This window comes from Sphingobium sp. L-44 (assembly GCF_056859495.1).
Genome location: NZ_JBSXOQ010000098.1, coordinates 24,377 through 39,880, shown reverse-complemented (window position 1 = coordinate 39,880; position 15,504 = coordinate 24,377). Strand labels below are relative to the sequence as shown.

The window sequence follows — 15,504 nt, the reverse complement described above, 5'->3', positions numbered from 1 at the left end:
CCTTCATCATGACAAGGGGATGGATGATGGGTTTTGACCGGCGGAGCTTCCTGCAGGGCGGCGCATTGGCAGGCATGGCCGGGATCGCGCAACCGGCTTTTGCCGCGTCCGGTGCGGGCCTGGGATCGGCTGCCGGGGCCGTTGGCGGGATCGTCGATGTCCGCCAGTTCGGCGCCAAGGGCGACGGCACGGCGATCGATAGCGGCGCGATCAACAAGGCGATCGATCATGTCGCAGGGCTGGGCGGCGGGACCGTCTATTTCCCGGCCGGCTCCTATGCCAGCTATACGATCCGGATGAAGAGCCGGGTCACGCTGTTCCTGGCGGACGGCGCTGTCCTGCTGGCCGCCGCGCCGACCGACACGCAAGGCTATGACCATGCCGAACCGATCGGGGAGTGGGGGGCCTATCAGGATTTCGGGCACAGCCATTGGCGCAACAGCTTGATCTGGGGCGAGGGGCTGAACGACATCGCGATCCTTGGTCCGGGGCTGATCTGGGGCAAGGGGCTGGGCCGGGGGGACGGCAAGGATAATTGGCTCAAGGATCCGACCGGTCCCGGTACCGGCAACAAGGCGATCGCGCTCAAAAATTGTCGCAACGTTCTGTTGCGCGACATCAGGATATTGGAGGGCGGCTGGTTCGCATTGCTTGCCACGGGGGTCGATAATCTCACCATCGACAATGTGCTGGTAGACACCAACCGCGACGGGTTCGACATTGATTGCTGCCGCAATGTGCGGATCAGCAATTGCACCGTCAATTCCCCGTGGGATGACGGCATCTGTCCCAAGAGCAGCTATGCGCTGGGCCATCCCCGCATTACCGAAAATCTCACCATTTCCGACTGTTTCGTGACCGGCAATTATGAAGTCGGGTCGGTGCTGGATGGTAGCTGGCGCAAGATGCCGCCATCCTTCGCGCCCAAGATCCACGGCCGGATCAAGTTCGGCACCGAATCCAATGGCGGCTTCCGCAACATCACGATCAGCAACTGCATCTTCGAGGATAGCCGGGGGCTGGCGTTCGAGACGGTCGACGGGGCGGTGGTCGAGGATGTGACGGTCAGCAATATCACGATGCGGGGTATCATCGACGCGCCGCTGTTCCTGCGGCTGGGCAAGCGGATGCGTGGGCCTGCGGGCGTGCCGATTGGCACGATGAAGCGCATCCTCATCCAGAATGTGGTGAGTTCGGGCGCCAATATGCTGCCGTCGGTGATTGCGGGGCTGATCGATCACCCGATCGAGGATGTCTCGATTGCCGACTGTCATTTCCAGCATGTCGGTGGTGCGCCGGCGGCGATGGCCAAGGTGCGCCCGCCCGAAGCCGAATTGGCCTATCCCGAAGCGACGATGTTCGGCGATCTGCCCGCCACTGGCTTCTTTGTCCGCCATGCGCGCAATATCCGTTTCAGCAATGTCGAGGTGGCGGTGGCCGCGCCCGATCCGCGTGCGGCCTTCCGGCTGGAGGATGTGCAGGATGCCGACTTTGTCGGCCTGCGCGCACCACGCGGCACGACCTGGTCGCTTGACCGGGTCACTGGCTTCCGCAGCAGCGGTGCGCGCTGGATTGGGGACCGCCGGAGCGACGGCCCGCTGTCCGGCGATTTTTAACTTCTGCGGTCTGGTGCGGCGGCGAAAGCCGCCGCGATCGCATCGCGGAACGGCTTGGGGTGAAAATCGGCATCGAAGGGGCAGGGCCGCTTGGCCATGCCGTCGGGCCGCAGCCGCATGCCGCTGAGCCAGCTATAGCGGTCGGACAGGCCCCAGCACATCACCGTCTTCGTCTGGGGGTAGGATAGCATCAGGTCGAGATAGGCCTTGGCATGGGCAGCGACCTGCGCGTCGCGCGGACGGATGGCGCCGGGCAGCGGATTGTCATGCACGTCCATTTCCGTGACGAGCAGGCCAAGGCCCATGCCGGTGACCTGATCCAGGAAGCGGCGGAAGGCGGGCTCATCCAACGACCCTAGCCCCGTCGGCGTATCGCTGAACTTGCTGCCGAGATGGCTTTGTATGCCGAGAGCATCGACGGGCGTGCCACGCTTGCGCATCTGTTCCAGCAGGCGCAGCACCGCATCCCGATGCACGCCCTCGTCTGCGCGCCAGCCCATATAGTCATTATAGACCAATTGGGCCTTGGGCGCTGCCGCGCGCGCGGTGCGAAAGGCGATGTCGATAGTCTCGAACGCGCCGATATGCCGGGACAAAGCGGTGTCGCGCAGCGCCCCGGTTTCGGAATCGATCGCTTCGTTGACGACATCGAAGCTGTCGATCCGGTCGGCATAGCGGCCGGCGACCGTGGCGACATGGTCGGTCAGCAGCCGTTCCGCTTCTGCTCTGGGATTGGGGCCATAATCATGCTCCGCCACCCATTGCGGCATCCATCGCTCGCTGTGCCACAACAAGGTGTGGCCGCGCACGCCAAGGCCGTTGGCACCAGCCCAATCGACGATCCGGTCGGCGGCGCGAAAGTCGAAATGCTGCGCATCGGGACGCGTGATCGACCATTTCATTTCATTTTCCGGCACGACCAGCGCGCATTGCGCGGCATTGAGCGCGCGATAGCCGGGGTCGGCGAAATTATCCTTGCCGACCGTGCTGCCGAAGCGGATGCCCTTGGCGGCGCCCAGCGCAGCGAGGGAGTTTGCCGATCGTGCCGAGGCAGGAATCGGCAGGGCCAGGGCAGCGGCGCCCGCGATCAGGCTGCGGCGGTCGATCACCCGGTTCACAGCGTCACCCGTTCATTGGCGTGCAGGGTCAGTTGGCGGACAGACTGTCCCGTCAGGCGCAGGCGGATCGTCTGGGCCTGTGGCTCGATACCGATCAGATGGCGCGGCTTGCCCTGCTTGTCGGTGACGAGGCGCGCGGCCCCGCCTTCGATCCGGCCGATTTCTGCGCCCGCAAGGTTAAGGTCGGCGCCGCCGGCACGATAGGCCATGGCGGCACTGCGCCCTGCATCGGTCGGCATCGACAGGCGGGTGGCCTGCGCCGCTTCATGGCCGGGGCGGACATTCCAGTGCAGGTCGTCGGCTTCCTCGCAGACGCCGACAAGCCGCCAGCTATAATCGACCATCACCAGCGCGGCGGGGGAGTAGCCGGCGGCCTCGGCATGGGTGAAGGCGCCGGTACGCGGATCCATCTGCTGGCGGAAGGTCATGTCGCGGATCAGCGCTGCGCACCAGGGATTCATCATCTGGCTGAACTCGGCGGTGCGGCCATAATGGTCGAACCAGCGGCCGGCGCGCAATGCCGTCAGCGCCTGGGTGGCGCCGCCCCAGCTGTTGGCCGGGATTGATCCGACAAAGGCAGGGTCGTCCATTGCCACCGACGTCAGCGGATAGGGTGCCCAGAAGGCTGCCGGATTATGCAGTTGCCGGGTCCAGAGCATGTCGAACAGCGCCTGGTCGGGCACATGTTCGCCGCAGACGCGCGAGAGAATGTCGGAACGCACGCGCACGAAATCGCCCTTGGCATCCAGATCGTAGAAGGCCGCATCTTCCGGCACATAGAGTTTGGAAAGGATCAGGCCGCGAATATGCTCGGCCTGCGCTGCCCAGCGGTCGGCCTCGCTGGTCTTGCCGAGCTCCTTTGCCATTTCGGCCAAGGCCCTGCGCCCGCCATAAACGGTTGCGGACAGGTCCGGGCACAGACGGGGCAGGGTGGCGATGGGGTGATGGGTGCGGGCATCCTTGTTCGGGCACTGGTTGGGCATGCCGGCCCAGCGCGGGCTGTTGTCATGGCCGGTGTCATAGGTGCAAAATCCTTCGACCAGTCCGGTGCCGCGTATATTGCGATAGCGCATCAGCCAGCCATCCCAGGCCGAACAGGCGCGGTAGCTGGCCTCCAGCAGCGCGCTGTCGCCGGTCGCCCGCGCCAGTTCCCAGGCGGTGGCAGCGATCGGCACGACCATCTGGATCTGGCCAAAGCCGGTTTCGACAATCTTGTTGTTGGCGGGCAACTGGCCGTCCGCCCGCTGCAATTCGAAAAAGGTCATATGGCTGTTACGGGCCACGTCCGGCCGGAACTTGCGATAGACCAGTGCCTCGTGCGGTCCGCATTCCTGCCAGATGCCCTGATAGACGGCGCCTTCGATCAGCACCGGCTTGCTAACATAGGGCATGACCTGAACGTTGGCGGCCAGTACTTCCAGCGCCTTGTCATAGGCCGCCTGCCAAAGACGGTTGGCGGTGCTGAAGCGCGGCGTGTCGGCGGCAGGCCCCGCATAGGCCATACGACTTGTGCCAGCGCTGGCAAGGGCGCTCGTGGCGGTGAGCAGGAAGGAACGTCGATCCATTTAATTTCCCCTGGAAACTGGCGTTATGGCGCGGCAGGCGCGGGATGATCGACCCGGACCCAGTCAACGTCGATAGAACCGTCGGGCTTGCCGCGCGTGAAGGTGAACAGCCCCGGTCGGGATCCCTTCCACCAGGAAAAGCGCGCGAGGGCGATGGCGTCGCCGAACGGCTGGAATGCGCGGCCGTCGAGACTGTAGCTGTAACGGACCATCTGGTCTTCGCTGACCTCCGCCCGCAATTCGACGGAGGAGCCGGTGAGGGCTGGGCCGGTGGTTTCGTCCCCGGCTGACGCCAGAGTCAGATGCGACTGCCCATCCTGCCGGACGATGCCGATCCAGCTTGGCTTTACGCCGAACAGGGTAAGCCCCGCCCGCTGGCCATCGGTCATCCGGCCGATCTCGATCCGGGTCGTGATCCGGCTGCTCGGTCCCTGCAATATCTGGGTCAGCGTGTTGCGGGCAGTCACCAGATGGTCGGCGGGCAGGGCTTGGAGACGCAGGAAACCGGGGCGTGCGGTAAGGCTCCAGGCACGGTTGTCCGGATTATGGTTCCATTCCCATTGTGGCCCCAGTTTCGCGCTGCCGAATGCGTCCGTGTCCTGGAGCCGATCCTTCGTTAGGGGCGATCCCGTGTACGGCATGGCATGACGCTCGACCGGCTGGCCGACATCACTGCCAGGGCGCAGGTCGCCGATCACCGGCCAGTCATCGACCCATTTGAGCGGTTCCAGATAGGTGATGCGGCCAAAGGCGCCGCTGCTGTTGAAATGGATGAACCAGCCCTGGCCCGACGGCGTTTCGACCCAGCCACCCTGATGTGGCCCTTGCAGAGCGCTGCTGCCCTGGGCCAGCACGGTTTTCGCTTCATAGGGGCCGCGAATGTCGCGCGCGCGCAGAGCGGCCTGCGCGCCCTTCTCCACGCCGCCATAGGGCGCGAAGATATAATAATAGCCGTTGCGTTTGTAGAATTTGGGGCCTTCCAGGATCGGCAGCTTCTGCTTGTCCTCGACGATCACCGTTCCCCCATCGAGCACGCTCTTGCCGTCCGCGCTCATACGATGGAGGATCAATGGCCCGGCGCCATGGCGGGAATGGACCAGCCAGGCCTGGGCATCATCGTCCCAGAAGGGACAGGGGTCTTCCAGCATCGGCTGGTCGATCACCTTGACCGGCGCGCTCCAGGGGCCTTCCGCCTTGCTGGCGGTGGCCATGAAGATGCCCTCGTCCGGCGTCGCCCAATAGACGTAGAACAGGCCGGCATGATGGCGGATCGACGGCGCCCAGACGCCGCCGGCATAGCGCGTGCCGCCGATCGGCTTGGAAATCGCGTCGGTCAGGCTGTGGGGGCCGGGCATGTCATATTCGGGCGCGAACGGCAGGCGCGGCAAGACATGGCCAAGGATCGACCAGTGGACCAGGTCGCGGGAATGGAGGATCGGGATGCCGGGCGAGAAATGGAAGCTCGATGCCACCATATAATAATCCTGTCCGACGCGAATGACGTCGGGGTCGGAATAATCGGCGTAGAGGATGGGGTTGACGTATGTCGATGCGGAGGGTGACGCCTCCGCCCCGGCACCAGTGGCGCAAATCAGAGATGCAGCGCATAACAGTCTTGCCAGCATTCCGCCTTGAAGCGGCATCAGATATCCCTCCTGTCGGCAAGGCTTTAGAATGGGCTTTGCTCGTTGATGGACTGATTGTGCTTGGAAGAGTGCCGTAACGCAACCATTTTTAGATAGCGCTACCATTGTCTAGGTACGTTTTCACCACGATCATTTGTTCGATGTTGATATGCTGCCAGTTTCGCCCCTTCCCGGCCGTTCAACCACCAATTTTTCTTTCCCACGTGCAGCCCGTCCGCTTTTCCTTTCCGGATGCCCGAGACTTGCCAGTTTCGGCTGCCCCTTATCAGCAAGGATTTGCTACCGTTAGGCTCCGCTGGGCATTAGAAATGCTCGACCACCGGCACAAATAGACGGCTCCAAGGCTTTGCTCATCGCGGGAAGGGAGTTGGCCAAGCGCCAGAGGCCTGCCCTTGACCAGACCATTGCGGCGAAGGCCCGAGTGCGATCAACCCGTCTGATCTAGGCTGCAGCATCGCAGGAACTCGCTGCTGAGCGCATCGACCGCGCCGCATGTCTCGAAAAGAAGTGCACGCACCCAGCGATGTCCTGCGTCATTGTGTGTGCGTCCATGCCACACGGCAAGCTTGGTGAAGCCCGGAACGGCGACCGGTGGCTCGATCAGTGCTAGACCATCGGAGGCAGCCGCCAGCCGCCGTGGCACGACCGCGATGAGATCGGTGGCTCGCAGCACCTCCGCCAGAGCGAGGAAACTGTGGAATGACAGCGCCACATGCCTTTCCCGCCCTTCACGGGCCAGTGCTTCGTCCGTGACGCCGTGGAACGAGCCACCTGAGAAGGACACCAGCGCGTGATCGAGCGCGCAGAAACGCTCGATCGAAATCGTCGTGCCGCCGGCATCGGGATGGCCGGCCCGCAATGCGCAGACATAGGTTTCGTCGAACAGGCGCCGCGAATGGAGGTCGAGCGGGGCGGATTCCGGTGTCATCAGCGCCAGATCCAGTTCACCCCGTTCGAACTGCTGGGCGATCCTGTCATTGTCGATCGGTCGTGTCGCGACCCGGATTCCGGGTGCGTAACGGCACAGCTTCATCACGAACGGCACCACCACCGCCTGAAGGGCATAGTCGGTGGCTGCCAAAGTCAGCGTCAAGGATGCCGTCGCCGGATCAAAGGCTGCCGGCCGCAGCAGGGCTTCGACATTGGCGAGGATCTGCTTGAGCGGTTCGGCCAGCGCGAGGGCGCGCAATGTGGGCTGCACACCGCGCTGCGAGCGCACGAACAAGCTGTCGTCGAAACTCTCGCGCAGTCGCGTCAACATGCCGCTGACAGCGGGTTGGGTGACGCCGAGCCGCTCCGCCGCCTTGCTGACGTTGCGTTCGTCGAGCAGCGCATCGAGCGCGCGCAGCAGGTTGAGATCGATCGTTCTGATATCACGCACGATGATAGCCCTGATAGATGGAGCTTATTTGCCTTATCATTGCACGATGCCCATTTCGAGGAAAGCGGCAACCGATCCATATTATCGAGGGCGACATCATGATGAACGCAATCCACTGGCCCGAGGGCTTTCTCCCCGGCTTCAGCGACAATTTCGCCTCGAACGAGGTGATCGTGGCGGGGCTGAATGCCGCTGATATCTGGCCGCTGCTGGCCGAGGCACCCCGCTGGCCGGATTATTACGCCAACAGTGCCAACATTCGCTTTTATGATGGTGGCGGCCCTGAACTGGCCAGCGGAACGCGCTTCTATTTCGAGACCTTCGGTTTCCCGGTCGAGGCCGAGGTGGTGGAATATGTCGCGCCGTCAGACAACGCACCGGGCCGTGTCGCCTGGCACGGCTGGGCTGGCGAAGGCGATAGCCGCCTTGATGTCCACCATGCCTGGCTGGTCGAGAATCTCCCCGGTGGCCGCGTCCGCATCCTCACCCAGGAAACGCAGAACGGCGCGCCGGCGAAGGCGTTGGCAACAACGAAACCCAATCCCATGATCAATGGTCATCAGGACTGGCTCGACGGCCTCATTGTCGCCGCCCGCAGCACGAAAGGCTGAACTCCATGAAAATCCTCATCATTCTCACCTCGCATGACCGGATCGGCGCCAGCGACCGCAAGACTGGCCTCTGGTTCGAAGAACTGACCACGCCTTATTATGTGTTCCGCGATGCCGGTGCCGAGGTGGACATCGCCTCTGTCGCGGGCGGCCAGGTGCCGGTCGATCCCCATTCGATCGAGGAAGCCGGCAAGAACCCTGTCAGCGTCGATCGCTTCCTCGCCGATGCTGCTGCAATGGCAAAGATCAAATCCTCCCCGGCCATCGCGAATGTGCGCGCGGACGACTATGACGCCGTGTTCTTGCCTGGAGGCCACGGCACGATGTGGGACATGCCGGACAATGCCACGCTCGGCGCGCTATTGTCCGATGCCTGGGCGAAAGGCAAGGTCGTCGCTGCCGTCTGCCACGGCCCGGCCGGCCTCGTCAGCGCGAAGGATCAAGCCGGCAAGCCGCTCGTCTCCGGACGCACTGTGTCCGCCTTCTCCAACGAGGAAGAGGAGATGGCCGGCCTGACGCAGCAGGTGCCCTTCCTGCTCGAAACCCGGATCCGCAATCTCAGTGCGCATTATGAAAGCGGCCCGGCCTTCCAGCCCTTCGCGCGCCGTGATGGCAAGCTGGTTACCGGCCAGAACCCGCAATCGTCGGAGGAAGTCGCGCACCTCGTCCTCGCAGCCGTGCGCGGCTGATCCCCTTTTTTGCCCGCCAAGGAGCTTTCATGTCCGCATTGTTCGAGCCGTTCAAACTGAAGGGCGTCACCCTGCGCAATCGCATCGCCGTGCCGCCGATGTGCCAGTATAGCGCCATCGATGGTGTCACCAACCGCTGGCACTGGATCCATTATCCCTCGATCGCGCGTGGCGGCGCAGGGCTGGTGATCGTCGAGGCGACCGGCGTGTCGGCCGATGGCCGGATCACGCCGGGCTGTACCGGCCTGTGGCATGACGGCCAGATCGAGGGCATGGCCCGCATCGCCGCCGAGATCAAAGCGGAAGGCGCCGTAGCCGGCATCCAGATCGGCCATGCCGGCCGCAAGGCGAGCGCAAACCTGCCTTGGGAGGGCGACGATCATATCCCTGCCGGCGATCCGCGCGGCTGGGAGCCGATCTCGCCGTCCGCGATTCCGTTCGGCGGTGGCCTGCCCCGCGTGCCGCGCGAGATGACTCTTGCCGATATCGAGCGGGTGAAGGCCGATTTCGTCGCCGCTGCAAAGCGCGCACTGGCCGCCGGTTTCGAATGGCTCGAACTGCATTTCGCGCACGGCTATCTCGCGCAGAGCTTCTTCTCGGTCCATGCCAACCAGCGCACTGACCAATATGGCGGCGACTGGCGCGGGCGTGGCCGCTTCCTCATCGAAACGCTGGAGGAGGTCCGCAAGGTGTGGCCGGAGCATCTGCCGCTGACTGCGCGCTTCGGCGTCATCGAGTTTGACGGCCGCGACGAGGAGACGCTGGTGGAATCGATTGCGCTGGTGAATGAATTCAAGGCACGCGGGCTCGACATGCTCAATGTCAGCATCGGTTTCTCGACGATCGAGGGCAAGACGCCATGGGCAGAGGGCTTCATGGCGCCCTATGCCGGCCGCCTGCGGCGGGAAACCGGCCTGCCGGTCGCCACCGCCTGGTGCATCGACGGGCCCGAGGTCGCCAATGCGGCGGTCGAAAAGGGCGAACTCGATCTCGTCATGATCGCGCGTGCGCACCTGGCCGATCCGCATTATCCCTATGTTGCTGCGCAGGCACTCGGCGTTGAGAAGCCGGCTTGGGTGCTTCCCGCACCCTATGCCCACTGGCTGTCGCGCTATCGCGGCATTGGCAAGGCGGCTGCGCAATGATCTGACCGCCGGGGAGGTCGAGGTTCGCGATTATCGTAGCGGCCGTGGGCGGCGGTCATGCTGGCGAAATGGCAATCTCGGCCCCGGATGGACCGGCGTGAAATTTCGACCCTTTGCGGTCGCTCAGCCGTCGATTTCCGATGCCCAGATGCGGTCAGTCTGCTTTCCTTGGTCGCCCTGCAACGCGCAGCTCCACGATTACTTGCCGCCCAATCTTATGGTCCGTTCCGGCCATTGATACCGCAAGGCCTCGACTAGCAGCGAGAAGGCGAGCGATGGCTGCGTGACCGTCGGATAATAGAGATAGAAGCCGGGGAATGGCAGGCTCCACTCGTCGAGTACGATTTCCAGCCTGCCGGCTTGCAGATGTGCTTCCGCCAGATCCTGCGGGATGAAGGCGAGACCCAGTCCTGCAACGGCTGCGCCGAGGCAGGAATAGCTGTTATTGAAGATTAGCTGCCCGCCGACTTGCACCTTGATCTCCGTCTCGCCCTCCCGCTGCAATTCCCAGGCGTAGAGCCGTCCGGAGGTCTGGCGCAGCCCGATACAATTGTGCGACTGGAGATCGGACGGGCTTTCAGGCCGACCATAACGCTCGAAGTAGTCTGGCGAGCCGACGGCGACCATGCGGGCGTCCGGCCCGATGCGGACGGCGATCATGTCCTTCGCCAGAGTTTCGCCGTAGCGCACGCCCGCATCATAGCGCTCGCTGATAATGTCGATCAGACCATAGTCGGTGATCATCTCGACACTGACGTCAGGATAGTCCCTCATGAAAGCGGTCAGCTTGGGCAGCAGAAGTTCGTTGATGGCGTGGTCCGATGCGCTGATACGGATCTTGCCCGTAGGCCTGTCTCGCACTTCGTTGACCGCGGCCAGTTCCGCCTCGATCCCGTCCAGATAGGGACTGACCTTCTGGAGCAGCCTCTCGCCGATTTCTGTCGGCGCCACGCTGCGGGTTGTGCGGACGAGCAACTGGACCCCGAGCCGGTCCTCCAGTTTCTTGACGATCTGACTGATCGCGGACTGGGAAAGCCCGAGCTTACCGGCTGCTTTGGTGAAACCGCGCTCGCGCGCCACATGGACGAAGGCGGTGATGTCGCTCAGCGTGTCCCGCGCCATTAATTAAAATCCCTACTGATTATCAGAAGATTTAGACCTCTAATTATGGATCGACGCGCGGGCTAGATAGTGGAGGAGAAATTCATCCGAGAACTACGAGGTAGACCATGCCGGCATCCGGCAAAATCGCGACAGCGCCTGCCTGGGGCGCGGTGATAGCAATGGCGCTGTGCGCCACGATACTGATATCATCGGAATTCATGCCGGTCAGCCTGTTGAGCCCGATCGCGCGCGATTTGGCGATCACTGAGGGGCATGCTGGCCAGTCGATTGCCATCTCCGGCCTCTTCGCGCTCATCACTAGCCTGTTCATCTCGGCGATCATCGGCGTTTCTGACAGGCGTCGCGTCGTGCTAATCTTCACCGCATTGATGGTCGTGTCCGGCGTGATGGTCGCACTCGCGCCCAATGCCCCGCTGCTGATGGCAGGGCGCGCATTGCTCGGGGTCGCGATCGGCGGATTCTGGTCAATATCGGCAGCAGTCGTTATGCGCCTCGTGCCCGAGGAGTCCGTGCCTAAGGCATTGGCGATCCTCAATGGCGGGAATGCGGTCGCGACCACATTGGGCGCCCCCATCGGCAGCTTCCTCGGCGGCCTGATCGGCTGGCGCGGCGCCTTCTTCTGCGTGGTGCCGCTCGCCGTCATCGCGTTCGTTTGGCAGTGGCGCAGCCTTCCGGCCCTGCCACCCGAAAAAGCGACGATCCGCGCACGCGACGTGTTCGCTCTGCTGAAACATCGGCAGTTCGCCATCGGCATGATTGCCGTTTCTCTGTTCTTCTTCGGTCAGTTCACGCTGCTCACTTATCTGCGTCCGTTCCTTGACCTGGTGACGGGGAACGACGCGCCGCTGATCTCGGCCATACTTCTGGCGCTGGGCATTGCTGGCTTTGTTGGCACGATCATGATTGGCTGGCTGCTCAAGACACACCTCTACAGCCTGCTGATCACCATCCCGGCCATGCTGGCAGTCATTGCCATCACGCTGGTCGAAGTTGACGGCACGCCCCTGACCGCCGGCCTGCTCCTCACCCTTTGGGGCCTGCTCGCCACCGCCGCGCCGGTTGGATGGTGGACCTGGCTCAGCAAGACTATGCCACATGAGGCGGAAGCCGGTGGCGGCTTGATGGTCGCGATCATCCAGCTTGCGATCATGCTCGGCGCGATGGTCGGCGGCACATTGTTCGATGCTTGGGGCTATCGCGGCCCGTTCAGCGTCGCAGCCGCCCTACTCGTTATCGCGTCGCTGCTGGCGGTCGTCACGTCGCGCATCCGCACCATGCCGATCTTCGCCGAACAATTGGCCTGACAAGGAGAGCCCAGCCATGACCGACCGATCCTCCTCATTCGAGCGCCGCGGCGTGCTCAGGGCTGGCGCAGCCGGTCTCGTCACCCTTGGCGTGCTTTCGATCCCTTCCATTTCCCCAGCAAAGGCTCCAGATATGACACAAGATTGGGACAAGACATTCCCGCGCAGCAACGCCGTCGATCACCAGAAGGTCTCGTTCAAGAACCGCTACGGCATCACGCTTGCAGCCGATCTGTATCTCCCCAGGGAGCGCGGCACCGAGAAGCTCCCGGCGATCGTGGTCAGCGGTCCGTTCGGGGCGATCAAGGAGCAGTCTTCGGGCCTTTATGCTCAGACCATGGCCGAGCGCGGCTTCGCAACGCTCGCCTTCGATCCGTCCTATACCGGCGAGAGCGGCGGTGAGCCGCGCAACGTCGCATCGCCGGACATCAACACCGAGGATTTCAGCGCGGCCGTCGACTTCATCGGGCTGCGGCCGGAGATCGACCGCGAGCGCATCGGTGTCATCGGCATCTGCGGCTGGGGCGGCATGGCGCTCAGCACCACCGCCATCGACAAGCGGATCAAGGCGGTCGTCGCCAGCACCACGTACGACATGACCCGCGTCATGTCGAAGGGCTATAATGACAGCACGCCCCCGCAGCAGCGCACCGAGGCGTTGGAGCAGATGAGCCGCCAGCGCTGGACGGACGCCGAGAAGGGCACTCCGGCCTATGGCCCGGTCTCCCTGGAGCTGAAGGGCGGCGAACCCGAGTTCGTCGTGCAATATGCGGCCTATTACAAGACGAAGCGCGGCTTCCATCCCCGCGCGATCAACTCGAACGCCGCATGGTCGCTCACCACGCCGCTGCCGTTCTTCAATCTGCCGATCCTAACCTATATCGCGGAGATCGCTCCCCGACCGGTGCTGCTCATCCATGGCGAGAAGGCACATTCGCGCTATTTCAGCGAGACGGCCTATGCGGCAGCGGTTGAACCCAAGGAGTTGATGATCATTCCTGGCGCCACGCACACGGACCTCTACGATCAGGTTGACATCATCCCGTTCGACAAGCTCACGACATTCTTCAACGACCACCTCGCGGCCTGAAACAAGTGGGTGGGCGTCATGCCCACCTACTATGCTGTCAAAGGGATTCATTCTCATTGCCAGTGCCATTCTGTCTGGCAGATGCCAGACTTGCGAAAATGGCTGGCTTTGAGAAGGGCTCCCGTTCAAAGCGGCGGCAGGGATTAACGCGGGGTCGCTGCCGACCCTTTGTCGCCATTCAGGCACCAATTTCGCATCCCCAGGTCCGGACTGTCCGGTAACCGGCAGGTCGCGACCAAATCTCGCCTTTCCTACGCGGCAATATGAATGTCCGGTCACGTCGAAACCGGTCTGTCGCGACGTTGATAGGAGTCGAATAGATAGGGGGGCACAAGCGGTTTTGAGACGAGGGCATCAGGCTTCACGCTATTTTGACGAGAGCTGAGATCTATGCCGAGGGCAATGAGTGCAGAATGGGCGCTAGAGATTCGGTCACAGCCGGAGTTCGACAGGCATTAACTCATATCCGGCATGATGTCAGCTGGGAGGTCCCCGGCGATGCATACAGATCCTGTCCAATGGGCCCGCATTCGTAAACTCGTCTTGATCGACGGGCAGTCGATCAGAGGAGTTGCCCGATCGCAACGGCTTAGCCGAGCCGTGGTCCGCAAGATGCTCGCGCAGGAGCAGCCCGCCAAATATCGCCGTCCGAGCCGCCCGCCAGCAATCGCCCCGTATGTGCCCACTATCACCTCAATGCTTATCGAGGATGAAGCGAAGCCGCAGCGGGAGCGCCGCACGATGAAGGCGATTTACGAGTCGCTGCGAGATCAGCATGGCAGCCTTGGCAGTTATGATGCCGTCCGCAGGCAATGCCGGAAAGCCCAGTCTTCGTATGTGAAAATCGCGGTTCGACCGTTTGGCTTTGACGCATCAGGCGCATGCGTGGCTTTCGCTCAAGGGTCCCGAGCCTATCGGCTCAAGGCTGACGCAGCGGCTGCGGGCTCGACCATCGCTCTCAGTCTGGAGCGCGACCGCCGTGCCGAGCAGGGGCTTGAGGTGGCGCATTGGATCAATGAGCTTAGGGGAAACCACCTTGGAACCCCGTTACGTGTGTCAGCCGAGGTCGCTTCAAAGCTTCTGCCTTGCGTCCATGATCCCAGCAGCCGGCGGCGCAATCGGGCCATCACTGTCCTAGCCTATGCGCAGGGCTTCCCGATCCGGCGCATCTCTGCGTGCCTCGGGCTAAGCCGGAATAGTTGCAGACGCCATATTCGAGCGTTCCAAGCTGGCGGCGTCGAGCAATTGCTTGCCCCAATAAGCAGGGGAGTGCTGAAGGCTCAGCAAGAGGATCTGAAGGCCGCCGTTTTCCGCATTCTCCATGAGCCGCCAAAAGATCATGGCATCAATCGTACGTCTTGGACCATGCGCGATCTCCGGATGGTGTTAACCTCGGTGGGGCATCCGGCGTGCCTTCACGTTGTGCGGCAGATCGTCAAGGATGCCGGCTGGAAATGGCGCAAGGCGAGGATCGTGCTGACATCCCAAGACCCTGCCTACCGGGAGAAACTGGCGGCTGTGCAGACCATATTGGGTAAACTGGCGTCAGATGAGGCCTTCTTCTCGATCGACGAGTTCGGCCCCTTCGCAGTCAAAATGAAGTCCGGAGTCAAGCTCGATCCTCCTGGCCCACACCGTGTGGTCCCACAATGGCAGCGATCAAAGGGCTGCATGATCATGACGGCGGCGCTGGAGTTAAGCGGAAACCAAGTCACGCACTTCTACAGTGAGCGAAAGAATACAGCCGAGATGATACGCATGATGGAAGTGCTGATCGAGCAATATGCCGATCGACGCACTCTCTATCTGTCATGGGATGCCGCGTCTTGGCACATGTCGAAAAAGCTGCACCAACGGATCCAGGATCACAATGCGATCGCCGAGGTGGCTAGACGCCCGCGCGTCGAAACGGCTCCACTGCCAGCGGGCGCTCAGTTCTTGAACGTCATTGAATCAATCTTCAGCGGGATGGCTCGGGCAATCATCCACAATAGCAATTATGAGTCGGTCGACGAAGCACGGGCAGCCATCAACAGCTATTTCGCCGAGCGCAACCAGCACTTTCGCGAGCATCCCAAGCGGGCTGGCAAGCGCATCTGGGGTGAGGAGCGTAGCGAGGCCACCTTCTCAGATAGCAATAATTGCAAGGATCCGCGTTGGAGATAATAATCCGCTCGAGTGGGCGCTTTTGAATTTTGGCATGCTCAACCTTCC

12 protein-coding genes are annotated in these 15,504 nt (G+C 62.6%); 7 read left to right on the top strand and 5 right to left on the bottom strand.

Features of this window, described 5'->3' with window-relative positions:
- The first annotated feature begins 26 nt into the window (after positions 1-26).
- Positions 27-1,616 (top strand): rhamnogalacturonidase, encoded by a 1,590-nt coding sequence (locus AC13EK_RS15930; protein WP_069335660.1) that lies wholly within the window; start codon positions 27-29, stop codon positions 1,614-1,616.
- On the opposite strand, the gene AC13EK_RS15925 is transcribed toward AC13EK_RS15930, so the two are convergent.
- The 4 genes from AC13EK_RS15925 to AC13EK_RS15910 form a co-directional block, all read right to left on the bottom strand.
- Positions 1,613-2,734 carry an endo-1,4-beta-xylanase gene (locus tag AC13EK_RS15925; RefSeq protein ID WP_069335659.1) on the bottom strand — a complete coding sequence of 374 codons (1,122 nt, stop codon included), beginning with the start codon at positions 2,732-2,734 and terminating at the stop codon, positions 1,613-1,615. The two genes, AC13EK_RS15930 and AC13EK_RS15925, sit on opposite strands and share 4 nt — an antisense overlap.
- A complete protein-coding gene (locus AC13EK_RS15920; RefSeq protein ID WP_069335658.1) occupies positions 2,731-4,299 on the bottom strand; it encodes an MGH1-like glycoside hydrolase domain-containing protein in 1,569 nt (522 codons plus the stop codon). The genes AC13EK_RS15925 and AC13EK_RS15920 overlap by 4 nt, the downstream gene beginning before the upstream one ends.
- A gap of 23 nt (positions 4,300-4,322) precedes the next feature.
- Positions 4,323-5,924, bottom strand: coding sequence for a glycoside hydrolase family 43 protein (locus AC13EK_RS15915; protein WP_234791912.1), 1,602 nt, complete (start codon positions 5,922-5,924; stop codon positions 4,323-4,325).
- A gap of 448 nt (positions 5,925-6,372) precedes the next feature.
- A complete protein-coding gene (locus AC13EK_RS15910) occupies positions 6,373-7,326 on the bottom strand; it encodes a LysR family transcriptional regulator (protein ID WP_017502358.1) in 954 nt (317 codons plus the stop codon).
- A gap of 98 nt (positions 7,327-7,424) precedes the next feature.
- Between AC13EK_RS15910 and AC13EK_RS15905 the strand changes: the two genes are divergently transcribed.
- Genes AC13EK_RS15905 through AC13EK_RS15895 form a run of 3 tightly spaced genes read left to right on the top strand, consistent with a single transcriptional unit; the run spans position 7,425 to position 9,771 of the window.
- Positions 7,425-7,937: an SRPBCC family protein gene (locus tag AC13EK_RS15905; protein ID WP_202968882.1), complete on the top strand. Its 513-nt coding sequence runs from the start codon at positions 7,425-7,427 to the stop codon at positions 7,935-7,937.
- A gap of 5 nt (positions 7,938-7,942) precedes the next feature.
- Positions 7,943-8,626 (top strand): type 1 glutamine amidotransferase domain-containing protein, encoded by a 684-nt coding sequence (locus AC13EK_RS15900; RefSeq protein WP_069335655.1) that lies wholly within the window; start codon positions 7,943-7,945, stop codon positions 8,624-8,626.
- Between the two features lie 29 nt (positions 8,627-8,655).
- Complete coding sequence (locus AC13EK_RS15895) at positions 8,656-9,771, top strand: NADH:flavin oxidoreductase/NADH oxidase (protein WP_069335654.1); 1,116 nt, start codon at positions 8,656-8,658, stop codon at positions 9,769-9,771.
- A gap of 198 nt (positions 9,772-9,969) precedes the next feature.
- On the opposite strand, the gene AC13EK_RS15890 is transcribed toward AC13EK_RS15895, so the two are convergent.
- Positions 9,970-10,893, bottom strand: coding sequence for a LysR family transcriptional regulator (locus AC13EK_RS15890; protein WP_017502354.1), 924 nt, complete (start codon positions 10,891-10,893; stop codon positions 9,970-9,972).
- Between the two features lie 107 nt (positions 10,894-11,000).
- On the opposite strand from AC13EK_RS15890, the gene AC13EK_RS15885 reads away from it, so the two are divergent.
- The 3 genes from AC13EK_RS15885 to AC13EK_RS15875 all read left to right on the top strand — a co-directional run bounded on the left by AC13EK_RS15885 (position 11,001) and on the right by AC13EK_RS15875 (position 15,456).
- Positions 11,001-12,200, top strand: a complete 1,200-nt coding sequence (locus AC13EK_RS15885) for an MFS transporter (protein WP_069335653.1) — start codon at positions 11,001-11,003, stop codon at positions 12,198-12,200.
- A 16-nt stretch (positions 12,201-12,216) separates the two neighbouring features.
- Positions 12,217-13,290 (top strand): alpha/beta hydrolase, encoded by a 1,074-nt coding sequence (locus tag AC13EK_RS15880; protein ID WP_069335652.1) that lies wholly within the window; start codon positions 12,217-12,219, stop codon positions 13,288-13,290.
- A gap of 600 nt (positions 13,291-13,890) precedes the next feature.
- Complete coding sequence (locus AC13EK_RS15875) at positions 13,891-15,456, top strand: IS630 family transposase (RefSeq protein WP_125999167.1); 1,566 nt, start codon at positions 13,891-13,893, stop codon at positions 15,454-15,456.
- The last annotated feature ends 48 nt before the right edge of the window (positions 15,457-15,504 follow it).

Coding starts and splice junctions, on each gene's coding strand:
- AC13EK_RS15905 (WP_202968882.1), top strand. CDS start 7,425: ATGATGAACGCAATCCACTGGCCCGAGGGCTTTCTCCCCGGCTTCAGC.
- AC13EK_RS15900 (WP_069335655.1), top strand. CDS start 7,943: ATGAAAATCCTCATCATTCTCACCTCGCATGACCGGATCGGCGCCAGC.
- AC13EK_RS15915 (WP_234791912.1), bottom strand. CDS start 5,924: ATGCTGGCAAGACTGTTATGCGCTGCATCTCTGATTTGCGCCACTGGT.
- AC13EK_RS15890 (WP_017502354.1), bottom strand. CDS start 10,893: ATGGCGCGGGACACGCTGAGCGACATCACCGCCTTCGTCCATGTGGCG.
- AC13EK_RS15885 (WP_069335653.1), top strand. CDS start 11,001: ATGCCGGCATCCGGCAAAATCGCGACAGCGCCTGCCTGGGGCGCGGTG.
- AC13EK_RS15920 (WP_069335658.1), bottom strand. CDS start 4,299: ATGGATCGACGTTCCTTCCTGCTCACCGCCACGAGCGCCCTTGCCAGC.
- AC13EK_RS15930 (WP_069335660.1), top strand. CDS start 27: ATGGGTTTTGACCGGCGGAGCTTCCTGCAGGGCGGCGCATTGGCAGGC.
- AC13EK_RS15880 (WP_069335652.1), top strand. CDS start 12,217: ATGACCGACCGATCCTCCTCATTCGAGCGCCGCGGCGTGCTCAGGGCT.
- AC13EK_RS15895 (WP_069335654.1), top strand. CDS start 8,656: ATGTCCGCATTGTTCGAGCCGTTCAAACTGAAGGGCGTCACCCTGCGC.